The following is a 16,303-nucleotide window of genomic DNA, read 5'->3' as shown; positions in this document are numbered from 1 at the left end:
CGTTTGCCATGTGTTGGCCGTGCCGCCGGTCACAGCGGGGACGCCCGCCGCGGACCTTCGACTCGGCCCGCCGGCGGGTGGAGCCGCACGCCGGGAGGCAGCAGAATGGTCGGGGTGTCCGATCTTCATATTCATCATTTCGGTCCTTCGACCGGTCCGGTTGTGCTGGCGCTGCACGGCTTGACCGGGCACGGTAAACGCTGGCAGGCACTGGCTGAGCAGCAGCTGCCCGATGTGCGGATTATTGCGCCGGATCTGCGGGGGCACGGGAGGTCGACCGGCGTGCCGCCGTGGGATTTCGAAACGATCGTCGCGGACCTGGTGGCCGTGCTGGCGGCGCAGACCAGCGAACCGATAGTGGTGCTCGGGCATTCATTCGGCGCGGCGGCCGCCGTGCATCTGGCGCGGCGGCATCCCGAGCTGGTGCGCGCGCTGGTGCTGCTGGATCCGGCGATCGGCCTGGAGCCGGAGCTCATGCTGCGCATCGCGGATTCCAATCTGGCGCACCCGGATTACGCGAGCCTGGAGAACGCCCGGTTCGACAAGCTGGAGACAGCCTGGGCCGATGTGGACCCCGGGGTGCTCGAGGCCGAGCTGGCCGAGCATCTGGTGCCCACCGCGGACGGCAGGCTGGCCTGGCGCACGAGCCTGCCCGCGATCATTTCGTACTGGGGTCAGCTGGCCCGCGATTTCGCACTGCCGCCGCCCGAGCTGCCCACCATCCTGGTGCAGGCGATGAAGGTGCAGCCGCCCTTCGTGACCCCGGCCTTCCGCGCGGCGCTCACCGCGCAGCTGGGCGACCGGCTGACCGTGCACGAATTCGACTGCGACCACATGGTGGCGCAGGCGCTGCCCGCCGAGACCGCCGCTCTCGTCCGATCGGTGCTGTGACATGCCCACCTCCGATGCCGAGATCGAGCGGGTCCGCGAGCTGGTAGCGGCCATTCCGCCCGGCCGCGTCGCCACCTACGGCGATATCGCCGCCGCGGCGGGTCTGTCCACACCCCGCACCGTCGGCTGGATCATGCGCACCGATTCCGCGGATTTGCCGTGGCATCGGGTGCTGCGCGCGAATGGCACGCCCGCACCACATTTGGCGCACCGGCAATTGGGTCAGCTCGCCGCCGAAGGCTGCCCCGTCCTCGACGACCGGGTGGACCTGCGGCGCGCCCGGTTTCATTTCGACTCGCCGGACTGACCGCCGACCGGGGCCGACACCCGGATTCGGTTCCGCGAAACCCGGTACGCACCACCCCGGGCGGCGGCTACCGTTGAAACCATGTCCACCCGTCTGGCATGCGTGGTGTTCGATGCCGTCGAGCCCCGGAGCGTCTCCCGCTTCTGGGCCGAACTCCTAGGCTGGGAGGTGGCACTCGATCGTCCGGACGGGGTCGATGTCGCCGCATCCGACCCGGACGGGCTGGATGTGGCGCTCACCTTCCTACCCGCCCGCCGGTCCAAGGCGGCGAAGAACCGCATCCACTTGGATCTGTCCAGCCGATCGCTGGATCATCAACGCGTACAAGTGGATCGAGCGCTGGCCCTGGGTGCGCGCCCGCTCGATATCGGACAGGGCGCGGTCCCGTGGGCGGTGCTGGCCGATCCGGAAGGCAATGAATTCTGTGTGCTCGAGCCGCGTGAGCACTATGTGGATACCGGTTCGGTGGCGGCGATCGTGGTCGATACCGAGAATCCCCTACGCCTGGCACAGTTCTGGTCGAAGGCCGCGGGCTGGCCCATCACCCATGACAGTGCCCGCTATGCGGGAATCCGTTCGGCCACCGGTCAGGGTCCGTGGCTGGAATTCCTTCGCACACCCGAAGCGCTCGGCGAGCGCAGTCGTCTTCATCTGGATCTCATCGCTTTCCCCACCGATGACCCCGTGGAAGAAGCCGCCCGACTGCAAGCCGCGGGCGCGTTCCCGATCAGTCCCGAAACTTCCCCGGCCAATGCACCGGCGGTGGTGCTGGCAGATCCGGAAACCAACGAATTCTGTCTGCTGCAAGCAGCATCCGGGTGATTCCACTCCCCCGCTGATACCACTGCGCGGTATCAGGCCGCCCCGCGTTCGTACCGGCGGCGTTCCCGCGGCGACAATCCGCCCCAGATGCCGAAACGCTGATCATGCGTCAGTGCATAATCCAGGCATTCGCGCCGCACCTCGCAGGATGAGCAGACTCGTTTGGCTTCCCGGGTGGAACCCCCCTTGTCCGGAAAGAACGCCTCCGGGTCGGTCTGGGTGCACAGCGCCTGCTGATGCCAGGACCCCGGCTCGGATTCGTCCCGGCGCGTAATGGTTTCGAACATCGCATCGAAATTGGTGAAAAGCATTTTCACGTCGTTCACCTCTTCATAAACGGATTGATTCTGAATTCACAAGACCCGAGAACTGGCGGGTCAGCAATCGCCGCTGACCGCGGCCAGGCGGGCCTGCTCACCGGTGAGGAAGATGCGGCGGGCATGCACCGCGGCCGGCGCCGAAGACCAGGGCGCGAGCGCCGTGGTGAACATGAGTTCGCACCACGACAGCGCGGGAGCCGCACCGAGGGAGAGCGTATTGAGCAGCGACAATTCGGTATCGGAATCGTGCCAGGCGGCGAACAGCCAGGTTCCGTCCAACCGGGCCAGGAATTCCTCGGCGTCCTCCGGCACTCCGAGTGGTGCGTCGACGGCAAGATGTACGACCGCGGTAATGGCATGGCGCATACGGGCATCCAGGCCGACTCCGTCGTGCAGCAGCAAACCCTCGAGCGAATCGCGAAGTACGGCCCCATGATCGGTCCGGAAGTCGCGGCGAGCGGCAGTAGTGATGTCGAACATTATTTCCTCCCTATCGAATAAGCGCTTGTCCCAAAAGCGCCACGGCCTGATTTAAAAGGCCGAACGGTCGACTTGTCCAGTTTTAAGGGCATTTGGGGCAAACCCCTAGCAGTACTGACACTGGCCAGTGTTGGTACCCGTCGGGAACAGCACCGAAGGGTGCCTGGCACCACGTGGGCAAACATTAGCTAGTGAGGGGTTCCGCCCTTTACGGTCTGACCATGCCTTATGTGCAATCAGGTGCGGCCACAGTTCATTTCGTTACCAGCGACATCGCTGGACCGACACTTCTCCTCATCCATGGATTTCTCATGGATGAATCGATGTTCGAGCCGATGCGCGAACCTCTGGCAGCTGCCGGGATCAATCTCGTAACGATTGATGCGCGATGCCACGGACGCACCCAGTCACCGGATGGCGAACAGTTCACCTACTGGGATATGGCGGCCGACGCGTTGGCGGTTATGGACGAATTGGGGATTCGAAAAGCAGTCATAGGCGGTATGAGTCAAGGCGGATTCACCGCGCTCCGACTGGCGCTGCTTGCGCCCGAGCGAGTGCGCGGATTGGCGCTCATCGATACCGAGGCGGGCGACTGCAGCCCCGCGGAACTCGCCTATTACCACACCTTTTTCGAGCGCTGGTGCAGTTCGGAGCCGATGGCGCCACTCGTCGCCGAATTGGCGCCGCAGATGATCGGCGGCAGCGATCCGCGCCTGTGGCGGGCGTGGACCAGCCGCTGGTACTCCTCCGATCGCCAGTCCATCCTCCCGGCGGCCCGCTGCCTCATGGAGCGCCGTTCGGTACTGCACCGGCTACCGGAAATCACCGCGCCGACACTGGTGATCCGGGGCAGCCACGACGGCACCAGCACCGCGCAGAAATCCGATGCGATGGCCGCCGGACTCGCGAATGCCGATGGGGTGGTCACCATTCCGGGCGCCGGGCACGGCGCCGCCTGGACGCATCCGGAGGTGGTGGCGCCCTTGCTGATTCGACTGGTGCGGCGGTCTACGGCGCGACACGAGAACAACCTGACGCACGCACTCGCACATCCGTGGTTGCAGGGGCGTTCCACGCCCGAAATTCACGCCGCGCGATGACCGGAATTCGATCCCGGCCTATTCCTCCGTGCCGTTGCGCAGGTGGCCGGGATCGAGCAGCACGCCGGTATCCGAACACCAGGTCGGAATACCGAGGAAAATCTGAATCTGGCTGGGATATGCCGCGCAGAAGACGCTGAACAGCTGCACCGCGATTGCGCGGCAGCGGCCGGTGGGGACGTCGTTCAGATGCATGACGGCGCACGGACGGCCATATGCCGCAATGCCTTCGTCCCATAATTCGCGGAACAGTCCGAAGCGGCCGAGTTCGGCGAGAAATCCGGCGGACCAGCCGGTGTCACCGGAGCTGGCAATCAGTCCGCGCAGCCAATGCACGGTCACCCGGACCTCCTCCTCCCACTCCAGCATGACCTCGCGGGAGAGCTCGTTGCCGAGTAGCCAGCGCAGAATATTGACATCCTGCTCGAGTCCGGGGAAAGCTTGGGAGTAACTGGTGTTGCAGGCCAGCACATTCCAGCGGGTGTCCACATACGCGGCGAGATTGGGTTCGTGCAGTTCGAGGGCACGGCGCATGTCGTCGGTGATTTCGGCCCGCAGTTGCTGCACCGTCGGAAAATCGCTGACACCGAGGCCGGCCAGATCCAGCAGATGCCGTCGTTCCACCACGGACAGCGGGTCTATTCGGTCCAGATATCGGACCAGTGCGTCGACCACCTCGCGGGTGGGATGGCCGCGGTCGCCCTTCTCCAAATGACTGATGTAGCTGGCGCTGACTCCGGCATTGAAGGCGAGTCTTTCGCGCGATACCCCTCTGGCGTCGCGGAGCTTGCGCAGCAGGAGCCCGAATGTCGGCGGTTTCAGCTCTTCGAAGTCTCTATCAGGTTTCACGCCCAGCACCACGCCGTTCCCTCTCCACAAACATTCAGCAAACCAACCTTCATCAGTCCGGTACCCGCCAGTTCCGGAGAGCGGGACCCGCTGTAACGCCTGCCGTGAACTGTGACGAATCCGCTGGAACGCCTGCAGCTCTGGCTCCGGATACTGCCATATGCGATTGTTCAGAAGTTCAAAACATGATCATTTCTACTATGTGTCGTGGTGCATCGCACAACTTCGGATACATGAGCAATTGCTTAGCAAGCAGTGGATTCGGCACGCTCGAGACCACGTTCGCCGCCCCGAAACAGCCAGCCACTACGATCTTCAACCATGATCACCATCGCGTCCTCCTTCGCCTCGTGACGACCGTCGACGCGATTGTGCTGGCCGGTGGACGGGCCGGCCGGATGGGCGGTGTTGACAAGCCCGCAATAGTGGTCGGCGGCCGATCAATGCTGGATGCGGCGATTTCCGCGGTCTCCGCGGGTGCGCGCACAGTCGTTGTCGGACCGCATCGGCCCGAGTTGCCGCCGGAAATCCTTCAGGCACAGGAGGTACCGGCCGGAGCCGGTCCGGTGGCCGCAATCGCGGCGGGCCTCGCGATGCTCGCGGGCGGAGAATTCGCGACCGAACTCATTGTGGTGCTGGCCGCGGACATGCCATTTCTCACAGTTGCGGCCATCGACGAACTACTCATGCACGCAAGAGAATCCGGCAGTGACGCGGTATTCGCCGCGGATGCCTCGGGCCGGCCGCAGTATCTGGTCGGGGTCTGGCGGCGCTCCGCATTGACCGCGGCATTGAATCGCCTTGATTCCGTGGTCAATCGGCCGATGAAGGCGCTGGTGCCGATCGATACCGCCGTGGTGCCGCTGGCCGGGGTCGACGACTGCGATACCCCCGACGATGTACGGCAAGCCCGGGCCACGGCGAGTCGCTCCGCCACGCCGCTGTCGCTCGCGGAGGCCCGGGATGTACTGCGCCGGAATATTTCCCGATTGCCGGTGCGGCGGGTGCCGGTGCGCACGGCCCGGGGTGCGGCGCTGGCCGAGCCACTGCCGGCGGTCGAGGCACTGCCGCGTTTCGATGTCTCCGCCATGGACGGGTACGCGGTGAGCGGCCCCGGCCCGTGGCAGGTGCGCCGCGATATCGGCTTCGCGGGCGGGCAGCGGCCGGCGGGTCTGCTGGACGGCGAGGCGGTGCGCATTGCCACCGGTGCACACGTACCCGACGGCACCGGCTCGGTGGTGCGGGACGAATTTGTGCAGGTAGCGGATGACGGGCGACTATATCGCCTGGCGGACACTCCGATTCGCGATGATGTGCGCCATCGCGGCGAGGACTGGAACCCCGGCTACGAAATCGCCCCCGCGGGGGCACCGGTGACCGCCGCACTGATCTCGGCGGCCGCCAGCGCCGAGGTGACAACCGCCGCGGTGCGCGGACCGGTGCGGGCGCGAATCGTCATGACCGGCGACGAGATTCGCAGCGACGGCCCGCTGCATCTCGGCCAGACCAGGGATTCCATCGGCCCGGTGCTGCCGGATCTGCTCGCCTGGCACGGCATCGGCACGGTGGAGCGAGTGCACCTGCGCGACACCGAGAATGCCTTCGACGAGGTGTTCGCCGCCGCGGGCGATTGCGATCTGCTCATTATCGTCGGGGCCACCGGTGGCGGCGCCGCCGATCAGCTCCGGGCCGCGCTGGACCGGGTCGATGCCCGCATGCTGCTGCGCCGGCTGCGGCTGCGCCCCGGCGGTTCCACGGTCGCCGCCCAATTGGCTTCCGGCCCGGTGATTCTCGGACTCCCGGGCAATCCGTATGCGGCCGTGGCCACGCTGCTGGCGCTCATTACCGCCGTGGTGGAGGGTCTCACCGGCGGCACTCCCGCACGCGTCCTGCGGGGGCCGCTGGCCAATGCGGGCGAAATCTCCGGCACCGCACCGCGAATCGTCCCGGCACGGGCCCGCGAGGAGGGCGGCTGGATCGGTGACGCGCAGATTCGCACCGCGCATCTGGCCGGGCTGCTCGACCGCGACGGTCTCGTCATCGTCCCCGCAGACGCCCTCGATGGTGCGCTCGTCGAATTCATCCCGCTCCCCCGCTGAAGGGATTGTCCGGCGGCTTCGTCAAAGCGCTCCACTCCCCGGCGACAGGATTGCCTGGCACGCTTGCCAATGCGCGGTGAGTCCATCGGAGCGGTACTCGAAGATTTATCAGCCACCCAGGCCGAGAATGGCCAGTAGATGGCCCGGATAGGCGCCACTGTCGAGGCGGCCGGTTTGTGCGAAGACCCGGCGGCGCAGGCCGGTGACCGGGTTCCGTAGATCCAGTGTCCACACATGCGGGGCGAAGGCGACGCCGCCCTCGGACCAGGCCTGCCGGAATTTCGGGAATTCGCCGAGTTCCTGGATGAGATCGGTGAATCCGGCGACATTGCCGGAGCGGCCGATCAATCCGCGCATCCAACGCACGGCCTGGCGCACATCGGCGTCCCAATTCACCATGACGCGGGCGGCCAGCTCATTGCTGAAGAACCAGCGGAGCATATTGCCGTCCTCGGTGATGCCGGGGAAGGCATCCTCCCAACTGTCGTTCCAAGCCAGTACATTGGCGCGCGTGTCGAGATAGGCGGCCAGGTTCGGGCGGTGCATGGTGAGCACCCGCAGCAGCTCCGGGGTGAGGGCGCCGCGCAGTTCGTTCACGGTGGGAAATGTTTCCGTGGCGGCGAGTCCGGCCAGATCCGTGAGCTGGCGGAGGTCGGCGGCGGTCAGCGGGTCCAGGCGATCCAGATAGCGGGTGAGCGCCTCGACCACCTCGCGAGTCGGGTTCCCCCGATCGCCTTTCTCCAAATGCGTTATGTAGCTGGCGCTTACACCCGCGTTGAATGCCAGGCGTTCGCGGGAAACACCGCGACCGTCACGTAAACGGCGCAGCAGATTTCCGAAAGTGGGTGCTTCGAGCTCCCTAGAATCACGTCCGCATGCCGCGTCGGCGACCACCGCAGTCCTCCTTCAGCTTGCCCGGCCAGCGCGTCGCGAGTGGGACGCCGCCGGGTATTCCCCCTTCTGGTGGATGCTTGCACAACTCGTCCGAATGGCAGCTACAGCGCACTATCCCTGTTTGTATATGTCACTGATCCTGTCCGGAATTACCTACGCCCCCAGTGCGAGTGGCGTAGGTTCCGCCGCCGATTCACGACTGCGTGCCTGCTCCGGATCGGGTGCGGGAACGGCTTCCAGAAGACGGCGTGTGTAATCCTCGCGTGGATTACCGAAAACATCTGTGACCGGCCCGGTTTCGATCACATTGCCCTGTCGCAACACCACTACGTGATCGGCGATTTGATTGACCACCGCGAGATCGTGACTGATGAACAGACAGGCGAAACCATATTCTTCGCGCAGATCGGTGAAAAGGTCCAGTACCTGTGCCTGTACCGATACGTCGAGGGCGCTGGTGGGCTCGTCCGCCACCAGTAGCCGGGGCGCGAGGGCGAGCGCACGGGCGAGCGCGACCCGCTGCCGCTGGCCGCCGGAGAGCTCGGCGGGTCGGCGGGTGGCGTAGTCGCGCGGCAGCCGGACCGATTCCAGCAGGTCGCCGACCCGGGCGCGCAGCAGGGCGCCGGAGGCGACCCGGTGCACCAGGAGCGGCTCGCCGATGGCGTCCTCCAGGCTGCGGCGCGGGTCCAGCGAGGCGGTGACGTCCTGATGCACCAGGGCGACGTTCTTGCGCAGTCCGCGCAGATCACGCTTCGACAGCCCTCGCAGCGAGATGCCCTGCAGCACTACCTCACCGGTGGTGGCGGGCACCAGGCCGAGAGCTGCGCGGCCGAGAGTGCTCTTGCCGGAGCCGGATTCACCCACCAGCCCGATCACTTCCCGGGGTGCGACGGTCAGCGATACCTCGTGCAATGCGCGGAACTGCTTGCGCTGACTGCGATACACCACCGAGAGATCCGAGATGTGCAGCACCGGTTCGCGTTCCGGGGCCGCCTCGGGCACAACAACCGCCGTGACCTCGGCGAGAGCGGGCTCGCCGACTGTGACGACGGCCTCGGGCACGGCGTCCGGGGACTCTCCGGCTTCCGGAACCGGCAGCTGCAGCAAGGTCGTGGCCGAATCCGCCGCGGGGGCCGGGAGCGTCGGGACCGCCGCGAGCAGGGTCCGGGTGTAGTCCTCGCGGGGATCGGCGAAAAGCTCGCGGACGGGCCGCGTTTCGACGATCTCGCCCGCGCGCAGCACCACCACCCGGTCGGCAATAGCCGCGACCACACCGAGATTGTGGGTGATGAAGAGAATGGCGGTGCCGGTGCGGCGCTGCAGATCGCGCAGCAGATCCAGGATCTCGGCCTGCACGGTCACATCGAGCGCGGTCGTGGGTTCGTCGGCAATGAGCAGATCCGGTTCGCCGGAGAGCGCCAGGGCGATGACGATCCGCTGCTTCTGGCCGCCGGAGAGCTGGTGCGGATACCAGTCGACACGCTTGTCCGGTTCGGGGATATCGACCAGGGCCAGCAGTTCGACGGCGCGAGTTCGGGCCTCGGCCTTGCTGATCGAGCGATGCGCGCGCAGCGCCTGGGTGATCTGGGTGCCGACCTTCTGCACCGGATTGAGCGCGGTCTGCGGCTCCTGGAACACCATGGCGGCCCCGGTACCGCGTAGCGCCCGCAGTTCGGTGTCGGGGGTACCGATGATTTCGGTGTCACCCAATCGGATCGAGCCCTCGGCCTGCGCGCCGTCGGGCAGCAGGCCCAGTACCGCACGGGCGGTGAGTGATTTGCCGGAGCCGGATTCGCCGACCAGTGCGACGGTCTCACCGCGCCCGACCTGCACATCGACGCCGTTCACCACGGTGCGAGCGCCGAAGCGCACCACCAGGTTCCGAATATCCAGCAGTGGCTGCCGGTCGTGGTCGCTCATCCGATCCTCCGGGCGCGGCCCAGTGCCTGGGCGATCAATAGGAATCCGAGCGTGAGGCCGGAGACCACCAGCAGCGGCCCGATCGCATACGCCGGATTGGCGTCCAGATTGCGAATGGACTCCGAGATGAGCGATCCCAGTGAGGGATCCGGCGGTCGTACGCCGATGCCGATGAAGCTCATGGCGCCCTCGATGAAGACCGCGAGCGACAGCGACAGCGCCAATTGCACTGCGAGCGGTTCGATCACATTGGGCAGCACGTGCTTACGCAGCGTCCACCAGGTGCCCGCGCCGATCACCTCGGCGGCCTCCACGAACGGCTGTTCCCGCACGGCCAGGATGGCGGTGCGAATCTGCCTGCCGAAGATCGGGATTTCGGCGGCCACGATGACGACGATGACCGCCTGCACGCCGGGCCCGGTGACCGCGGTCAGCGCGATGGCGAAGATCAGCGCCGGGAAGGCCAGGATCAGGTCGAACAGCCGCTGGGTGATCACATCGGCAATAGTGTTGACGCTGGCCAGCAGTCCGGTCAGGGCGCCGGCGAGCGCGCCGAGCGGCACGGCGGTGAAGGCGATGAACAGGTCGATGCGGACGCCGAACAGCACCCGGGAGAACACATCCCGATTGACACTGTCGGTGCCCAGCCAGTGCTCGGAGCTCGGGCCGAGCAGGTTCGCGCCCGGAATCTGGGTCAGCGGATCGTATTTCGTCAATACTCCGGCGGCCAGGCCCGCAATCGCGATAACGGCGACCAGCACCACGCCCGCCAGACCCTGCCCCCTACGCAGGGCCTGGAGCGGCGACCGGGACGGATTCGGCGCGCGGTCAGCGGTTTCGACCGCGTCCGCGCCGGCGGTCACGGCCGGATCGGTGCCGGGCAAGGTGGTGAGATCGCTCATGATCGGCCTCCTATGCGGATGCGGGGATCGAGATACGCGTGCACCACATCGGTGGCCAGCTGAATGACCACGAACACCGCCACCGAGAACAGCAGCAGCGCCTGCACCACGGGATAGTCACGGCGATTGATGCCCTGCTCGATGAGCTGGCCGATGCCTGGCCAGGCGAAGGCCGCCTCGACCAGCACCGCACCGCCCAGCACCTGGCCGGTCTGAATGCCGAGCACGGTCAGCAGGGTGGGCAGCGCATTGCGCAGCGCACCGCGGGTGACGATCTGCCGGTGCGAAATCCCCAGTGCCCGAGTGGTCAAGACATAGGGCTGCCGCATTTCGGTGCGCAGCGCTTCGGTGAGGAAACGAGTGAGCGCGGCGGTCACCGGCAGCGCCAGGCAGATGGACGGCAGCAGCAGGTACTGCACGGTGATATCCGGTTGTGCGAAGAACCCGTCCGGCGGAATACCGCCGGCCGGCAGGATCGGAATCGCGATGGCGAATACCAGCACCAGCAGCACGGCGGTCACATACGGCGGCACGGCGATGGCAACCGTATTGGCCGCCGCGACAATGCTGTTCAGCCAGCGCTTGTTCCACAGCACCGCGGCGACGCTCACGGCCAGGCTCACGCTGACGGCCAGCAGCAGCGAGAAGGCCGCGAGCACCAGGGTATTGGTGAGCCCGCGCCCGACCAGATCGGAGATCTGCCCGCCGATGATGTAGGACCGGCCCAGATCACCGGTGAACACCCCGTGCAGCCAGCTCAGGTACTGGGCGGGCATGGATCGGTCCAGGCCGAGCTGGTGCCGAATGCTCGCGATGGTGTCCGGGCCGGCGTCGGGGCCGGCCAGGATCATGGCCGGATCGCCGGGCACCAGCCGCAGCAGCAGGAAGATCAGGACGGAGGCGCCGAACAGCACCGCCACGGCGGAGGGAACCCGGCGCAGCAGATAGCCGGTCATGCCAGGAAGGTGTCCGTGAGGGCGAGCTCACGACGCTTGGTCCAGTTGACGGCGTGCAGGTTCTTGGAGGTGGTCCCCTGTGCGAACCGGACGCCGATCTCGATGAGCCACAGCCCGTCCAGCAGCTGATCGCTCAGTACCCCGTAGGCGCGCTGCGCATCGGGACCGGTGCCCTGCGGCAGCTGCCAGGCCGCATCGGCCGCCGCCACATAGGCGGGCGATTCGAAATGCGAGGTGTTCTTGCGCGCATTGAACGGATAGGCACTGGCGGTGAGGGTGGAGGGCGTGAACTGCGCCCACGAGTGATCGGTCACCCACAGGCCCGGGAACTGCCCGCCGATCAGCTGTTTCACGAAGGTGGCATTATCCGTCGGCACAAGTTCGGTCTCGATGCCGATTTCGGCGAGATTGGCCTGCACGATCTGCGCGGTGGCCTCGTAGGTCGCATAGCCGGCGGTGAAGGCCAGCGGCAGCTTCGGCGGCTTGGGCAGCTCCGACAGCACCTGCTCGGCCTTGGTCAGATCTCGCTGGAAGCGGGTGTTGCGGGTGTCGTCGAAGGCGGGAGATGTCTTGGGCCACGGGAGATTCAGGGCGTAGCCGGCGCCGCGGAACACCTCGGTGATAATGCGATCACGGTCGATGGCATAGGCGATGGCCTGGCGCAGCTTCACATCGGCGAGCGCCGGATTCTGCACATTCACGCCGACGTACATCTGCACTTCCGCGCCCTCGTACGTGACCACGTGATAGCCGTCGGTCTTGCCGAGGTTCTCGTTGTCGCGATAGGTGATGCCGTCCGCGAAGTGGATCTGGCCGGTCTTGAGCGCATTGAGCTGTGCGTTGTTATCGCTGATGACGGTGAGCTCGACCCGGTCCAGGTACGGGCGGTCGGGCACCCAGTAGTTCGGATTCTTCTCGAATACCAACTGCTGGTTCGGGATTCGCTGCACGAAGCGGAAGGGCCCGGTGCCGATGATCTTGTCGGCGGTGGCCAGCTGATCGATGGATTCGCTGTCCAGGATGGGTACGGTGTCGAGCAGGTCGAAGATATTGCCCAGTGGCTGCGCGAAGGTCAGCTTGATCTGGTGCGGGTCGGTGGTGTCGAAGCCGGTAATGGCCGCGGCGGTGCTCTTCAACTGCGCCGACCACTTCGGATCGGCATAGGTGCGCAGCGAGAATTCGACATCCTTCGAGGTGAGAGCACGACCGCTGTGGAACTTCACATCATCGCGCAGCACCAGCGAAATGGAACGGCCGTCCGGCGCGAGCGTCCACGACTTGGCCAGCAGCGGCTGCGGATCCAGCTTGTCGTGCGGGTAGCGCACCAGGGATTCGAAGACCAGGCCGACCACATACGGGGTGGTGCCGGTATTGGTGAGGATATTGGCCGGAACCAGATCCACCAGGACGCCGTACTTCAGCGTGCCGCCCTGCACCGGCTGCGCATTGTCGTCGCCGCCGCCCTTCTGCTGGTTCACCGCGGAGGAGCAGGCCGCCAGCACGCCGCCGCCGAAAATGGCGAGGGCGGCAACACCGGAGTTGCGCAGGAAATGACGACGATCGAGTCCGCCGGGGGACGAATTCATCTGGAAATCCTCGAGATACATGGCCGCGCCAGGCGGCGGGGTGCAGTGGACGCACCCGTGGGGACGAGAGAAGTAAGGATTACGCGCGGGCCGGCGCGTCAGGCACAGCGACGACAGCCCTGCACCCGCGAAGTCCGGAGCATTCCGGTGCGGGGCGTGCAGAGGCGACTGATGTGCATGCGGCGACGCTAACAGTCGCTGAGCGCGCGATCAGCGGTTGCGCGCAGCGTGCGTGAAACCCTGGTCAGCAGACCAGGTACCAACCTTTGCTGAGAGAATGCCTGTTCCCTCTCATGCCCGTGGATACGAGAACTTCGGTGGCGATATCGGCCGTACCACCGCCGATTCGACACCCGAATGGCTCTACCCGCCGACCGCCCCGGACGGTGCGCCCAACATTATCGTGGTGCTGGTCGACGACATGGGCTTCAGCGATATCGGGCCCTTCGGCTCCGAGATCGACACCCCGACCCTGGATCGCATTGCGGCGGATGGACTGCGGCTCACCAATTTTCACACCACGCCGCTGTGCTCGCCGTCGCGCGCGGCCCTGCTGACGGGTGTGAACTCGCATCGGGCCGGGTTCGGGTTCGTGGCCAATGCCGACCCCGGCTATCCGGGACTGCGGCTGGAACTTGCCGATGATGTGCTGACGCTGCCGGAGATCCTGCGCGCCAATGGCTATGCCACCTATGCGGTCGGCAAGTGGCATCTGGTGCGCGATGCCACGCTGCATCCGGCCTCGCACCGCGACTCCTGGCCGACGCAGCGCGGATTCGACCGCTACTACGGGTCTTTGGAGGGGATGAACTCCTTCTACCATCCGAATCAGCTGATCTCCGACAGCTCGGCGGTGGATGTGGAGGAGTACCCGGAGGGGTACTACCTCACCGACGACTACACCGATCGCGCCGTCGGGTACCTCAAGGAACTGCGCGCCCACGACGCCGACAAGCCGTTCTTCCTCTACTTCGCGCATACCGCCATGCACGGGCCGCTGCAGGCCAAGCCGGAGGATCTGGCCAAGTATCGCGGTAAGTACCGGGAGGGCTGGGATCGGTTGCGGCAGAGCCGCTTCGCCTCGCAGCTCGCACAGGGGTTGTTCCCGGAGGGGACGCAGCAGAAGCCGCGCAATACCGAGCCGGGATATGAAGCGCAGGAGTGGGATTCGCTGACGCCCGAGCAGCAGTCGCGCTTCGAGCGGTACATGGAGGTGTACGCCGGCATGGTCGACAGCATCGACCAGAGCCTGGGGCGGATTGTCGAAACACTGGAGCAGCTCGGCGAACTCGACAACACCATTATCGTTTTCACCTCCGACAACGGTGGTACGGCCGAGGGCGGGCCGGAGGGCACCCGCTCCTATTTCGCGCAGTTCGCGCAGGTGGACGAGCCGGACTGGGAACGCGATGTGCCGCACGATGAGGAGCTCATCGGGTCGGCGAAGCTGGGCGTGCACTATCCGCGCGGGTGGGGGCAGGCCTCCAATACGCCGTTCCGCTTCTACAAGGGGCAGACGTTCGCGGGTGGCGTGCGTGTCCCGTTCCTGCTGTCCTGGCCCAAGGGACTGCCGCGTACCGAAGGCGACAGCGGCATCCGGCAGGAGTACACCTACATCACCGATCTGACTCCCACACTGCTGGAGTTGGCCGGGCTGGAGCGGCCGACCGTGCGTAATGGTCTGCCCGCCAAGGATTTCGACGGTATTTCCGCGGCCGAGGTGCTGCGCGATCAGCAGGCGATCTCCCGGCATATCGAGCAGTACTCGGAGATGACCGGGCATCGTGGCTTCTACCGCGACGGGTGGAAGCTGCTCGCGCTGCACGAGCCCGCTCGCGGGATCGACAATCCGCACTGGCAGTTGTTCGATGTGCGCACCGATCCGACCGAATTGCATGATCTGTCGGAGCAGTTCCCGGAGAAGGTGGCCGAGCTGTCCGCGGCCTGGGACGAAGCCGCCTGGCACAACACGGTTTTCCCGCTCGTCACCCGGAAGGACCTGGCACACCGCCGGCCGGAGGAGGCCCGGCTCACCGAACGCGTTCGCATTCTGGCCGGCACCCCCACACTCGAGCGCTACCGCTCCCAGCGCCTGATCGCGTACCGCGACTTCACCATTGCCGTGGAGCTGGCGGACTACCGCCCCGGTGATGAAGGTGTCCTCGTTGCCCACGGTGATCCCCAGGGCGGCTACCTGCTCTATGTCGAGAACGGTCACCTGCACTTCGGCTACAACGCCTACGGCCGGTACACCACCGTCGACGCGGGGCCCATTCCCGAAGGCAGCCAGCACTTCACGGTCTCCGCGATCGTCCGCCCGCACCTGCGCTGGGACTTCACCATCGGCATCAACGGCGTCCGCGCCGCCCACCTCCCCGACCAGGTCCAACTGGTCGGCATGGCGCCCTGGACCGGCATCTCCATCGGCCTCGACGCCCGCGGCCCCGTCGACTGGAACCTCCGCGACCGCCGCGGCGTCTTCCGCTACACCGGCCCCCTCCGCGCCGTCACCTACCGCCCCGGCGCCATCGGCGTCCCCGAAGACACCCAGCGCGCCCTGGACTCGGAAGCCGAACTCATCGCCGAATAGGGCCACACAGCCCGTCTTCAACCGGCACAGCCCATGTCCGATCACACAGCCCGTGCCTGAGCCGCACAGCACCGATATGCGTTGCGCGGCTTCTACACGGGCTGTTACGGCCGCACAGCCCATCTCCGATCGGCAGCGCGCGTCCGATCACACAGCCCGCGTCCAATCCGCACAGCACCGATATGCGTTGCGCGGCTTCTACACGGGCTGTGCCGACCACACAGGCCGTGTCCGATCGCGCAGCCCGTGTCGAATCGGCACAGCTCGTGTCTGATCGCGCAGCTTGTGTCTGATCGCGCAGCTCGTGTCTGATCGCGCAGCTCGTGTCTGATCGCGCAGCTTGTGTCTGATCGCGCAGCTCGTGTCTGATCGCGCAGCTTGTGTCGAAGCCGCACAGTGCCGATATACGTTGTGCGGCAAGGACACGGGCTGTGTGGTTGGCGGGGGGTTAGGGGGTGGTGGGGAGGTTCAGGCGGGTGGTGATGCCGTCGAGTAGGCAGGTGAGGGTCCAGGCGACGGGGTCGGTGAGGTCGGTGAGGGTTCGGGCGGCTAGCCAGCGGGTGAAGGCGGGGTGGCGGTCGGCG

14 protein-coding genes are annotated in these 16,303 nt (G+C 66.1%); 6 read left to right on the top strand and 8 right to left on the bottom strand.

Translation table 11 applies throughout. The annotated features are described in order from the left end of the window. The first annotated feature begins 105 nt into the window (after positions 1 to 105). The 3 genes from JWN03_RS09145 to JWN03_RS09135 all read left to right on the top strand — a co-directional run bounded on the left by JWN03_RS09145 (position 106) and on the right by JWN03_RS09135 (position 2,020). The gene (locus JWN03_RS09145) at positions 106 to 891 is read left to right on the top strand and encodes an alpha/beta fold hydrolase (RefSeq protein WP_297612577.1); all 786 of its coding nucleotides are present in this window, start codon (positions 106 to 108) and stop codon (positions 889 to 891) included. 1 nt (position 892) lies between these two features. Continuing rightward, positions 893 to 1,198 (top strand): MGMT family protein, encoded by a 306-nt coding sequence (locus JWN03_RS09140; protein ID WP_297612574.1) that lies wholly within the window; start codon positions 893 to 895, stop codon positions 1,196 to 1,198. Between the two features lie 81 nt (positions 1,199 to 1,279). Then, complete coding sequence (locus JWN03_RS09135; RefSeq protein ID WP_297612571.1) at positions 1,280 to 2,020, top strand: VOC family protein; 741 nt, start codon at positions 1,280 to 1,282, stop codon at positions 2,018 to 2,020. A gap of 32 nt (positions 2,021 to 2,052) precedes the next feature. On the opposite strand, the gene JWN03_RS09130 is transcribed toward JWN03_RS09135, so the two are convergent. Both JWN03_RS09130 and JWN03_RS09125 read right to left on the bottom strand, forming a co-directional pair. Continuing rightward, positions 2,053 to 2,331, bottom strand: coding sequence for a WhiB family transcriptional regulator (locus JWN03_RS09130; protein WP_297612617.1), 279 nt, complete (start codon positions 2,329 to 2,331; stop codon positions 2,053 to 2,055). Positions 2,332 to 2,397: 66 nt separating this feature from the next. Next, positions 2,398 to 2,820, bottom strand: coding sequence for a hypothetical protein (locus tag JWN03_RS09125; RefSeq protein WP_297612568.1), 423 nt, complete (start codon positions 2,818 to 2,820; stop codon positions 2,398 to 2,400). A 221-nt stretch (positions 2,821 to 3,041) separates the two neighbouring features. On the opposite strand from JWN03_RS09125, the gene JWN03_RS09120 reads away from it, so the two are divergent. Then, complete coding sequence (locus tag JWN03_RS09120; protein ID WP_297612565.1) at positions 3,042 to 3,923, top strand: alpha/beta fold hydrolase; 882 nt, start codon at positions 3,042 to 3,044, stop codon at positions 3,921 to 3,923. Between the two features lie 18 nt (positions 3,924 to 3,941). Here JWN03_RS09120 and JWN03_RS09115 read toward each other — a convergent pair whose 3' ends face one another. Beyond that, on the bottom strand, positions 3,942 to 4,772 hold the full coding sequence (locus JWN03_RS09115) for a helix-turn-helix domain-containing protein (protein ID WP_297612562.1): 831 nt from the start codon (positions 4,770 to 4,772) through the stop codon (positions 3,942 to 3,944). A gap of 350 nt (positions 4,773 to 5,122) precedes the next feature. On the opposite strand from JWN03_RS09115, the gene JWN03_RS09110 reads away from it, so the two are divergent. Continuing rightward, the gene (locus tag JWN03_RS09110) at positions 5,123 to 6,871 is read left to right on the top strand and encodes an NTP transferase domain-containing protein (RefSeq protein ID WP_297612559.1); all 1,749 of its coding nucleotides are present in this window, start codon (positions 5,123 to 5,125) and stop codon (positions 6,869 to 6,871) included. 108 nt (positions 6,872 to 6,979) lie between these two features. On the opposite strand, the gene JWN03_RS09105 is transcribed toward JWN03_RS09110, so the two are convergent. The 5 genes from JWN03_RS09105 to JWN03_RS09085 form a co-directional block, all read right to left on the bottom strand. Next, positions 6,980 to 7,765 carry a helix-turn-helix transcriptional regulator gene (locus tag JWN03_RS09105; RefSeq protein ID WP_297612557.1) on the bottom strand — a complete coding sequence of 262 codons (786 nt, stop codon included), beginning with the start codon at positions 7,763 to 7,765 and terminating at the stop codon, positions 6,980 to 6,982. Between the two features lie 153 nt (positions 7,766 to 7,918). Then, complete coding sequence (locus JWN03_RS09100) at positions 7,919 to 9,685, bottom strand: dipeptide ABC transporter ATP-binding protein (protein ID WP_297612554.1); 1,767 nt, start codon at positions 9,683 to 9,685, stop codon at positions 7,919 to 7,921. Continuing rightward, complete coding sequence (locus tag JWN03_RS09095; protein ID WP_297612551.1) at positions 9,682 to 10,587, bottom strand: ABC transporter permease; 906 nt, start codon at positions 10,585 to 10,587, stop codon at positions 9,682 to 9,684. The genes JWN03_RS09100 and JWN03_RS09095 overlap by 4 nt, the downstream gene beginning before the upstream one ends. Continuing rightward, positions 10,584 to 11,543: an ABC transporter permease gene (locus tag JWN03_RS09090; protein ID WP_297612548.1), complete on the bottom strand. Its 960-nt coding sequence runs from the start codon at positions 11,541 to 11,543 to the stop codon at positions 10,584 to 10,586. The genes JWN03_RS09095 and JWN03_RS09090 overlap by 4 nt, the downstream gene beginning before the upstream one ends. Continuing rightward, positions 11,540 to 13,129, bottom strand: coding sequence for an ABC transporter substrate-binding protein (locus JWN03_RS09085; protein WP_297612546.1), 1,590 nt, complete (start codon positions 13,127 to 13,129; stop codon positions 11,540 to 11,542). Before JWN03_RS09085 ends, JWN03_RS09090 begins: the two co-directional genes overlap by 4 nt. Before the next feature lie 277 nt (positions 13,130 to 13,406). Here JWN03_RS09085 and JWN03_RS09080 point away from each other — a divergent pair, with 277 nt between their 5' ends. Further along, positions 13,407 to 15,719: an arylsulfatase gene (locus JWN03_RS09080; protein WP_297612544.1), complete on the top strand. Its 2,313-nt coding sequence runs from the start codon at positions 13,407 to 13,409 to the stop codon at positions 15,717 to 15,719. Positions 15,720 to 16,303 lie beyond the last annotated feature (584 nt).

Source organism: Nocardia sp. (assembly GCF_025465275.1).
Lineage (GTDB): Bacteria > Actinomycetota > Actinomycetes > Mycobacteriales > Mycobacteriaceae > Nocardia.
The sequence above is the reverse complement of the archived record's forward strand: the minus strand, read 5'-3'. Positions and strand labels throughout refer to the sequence as shown.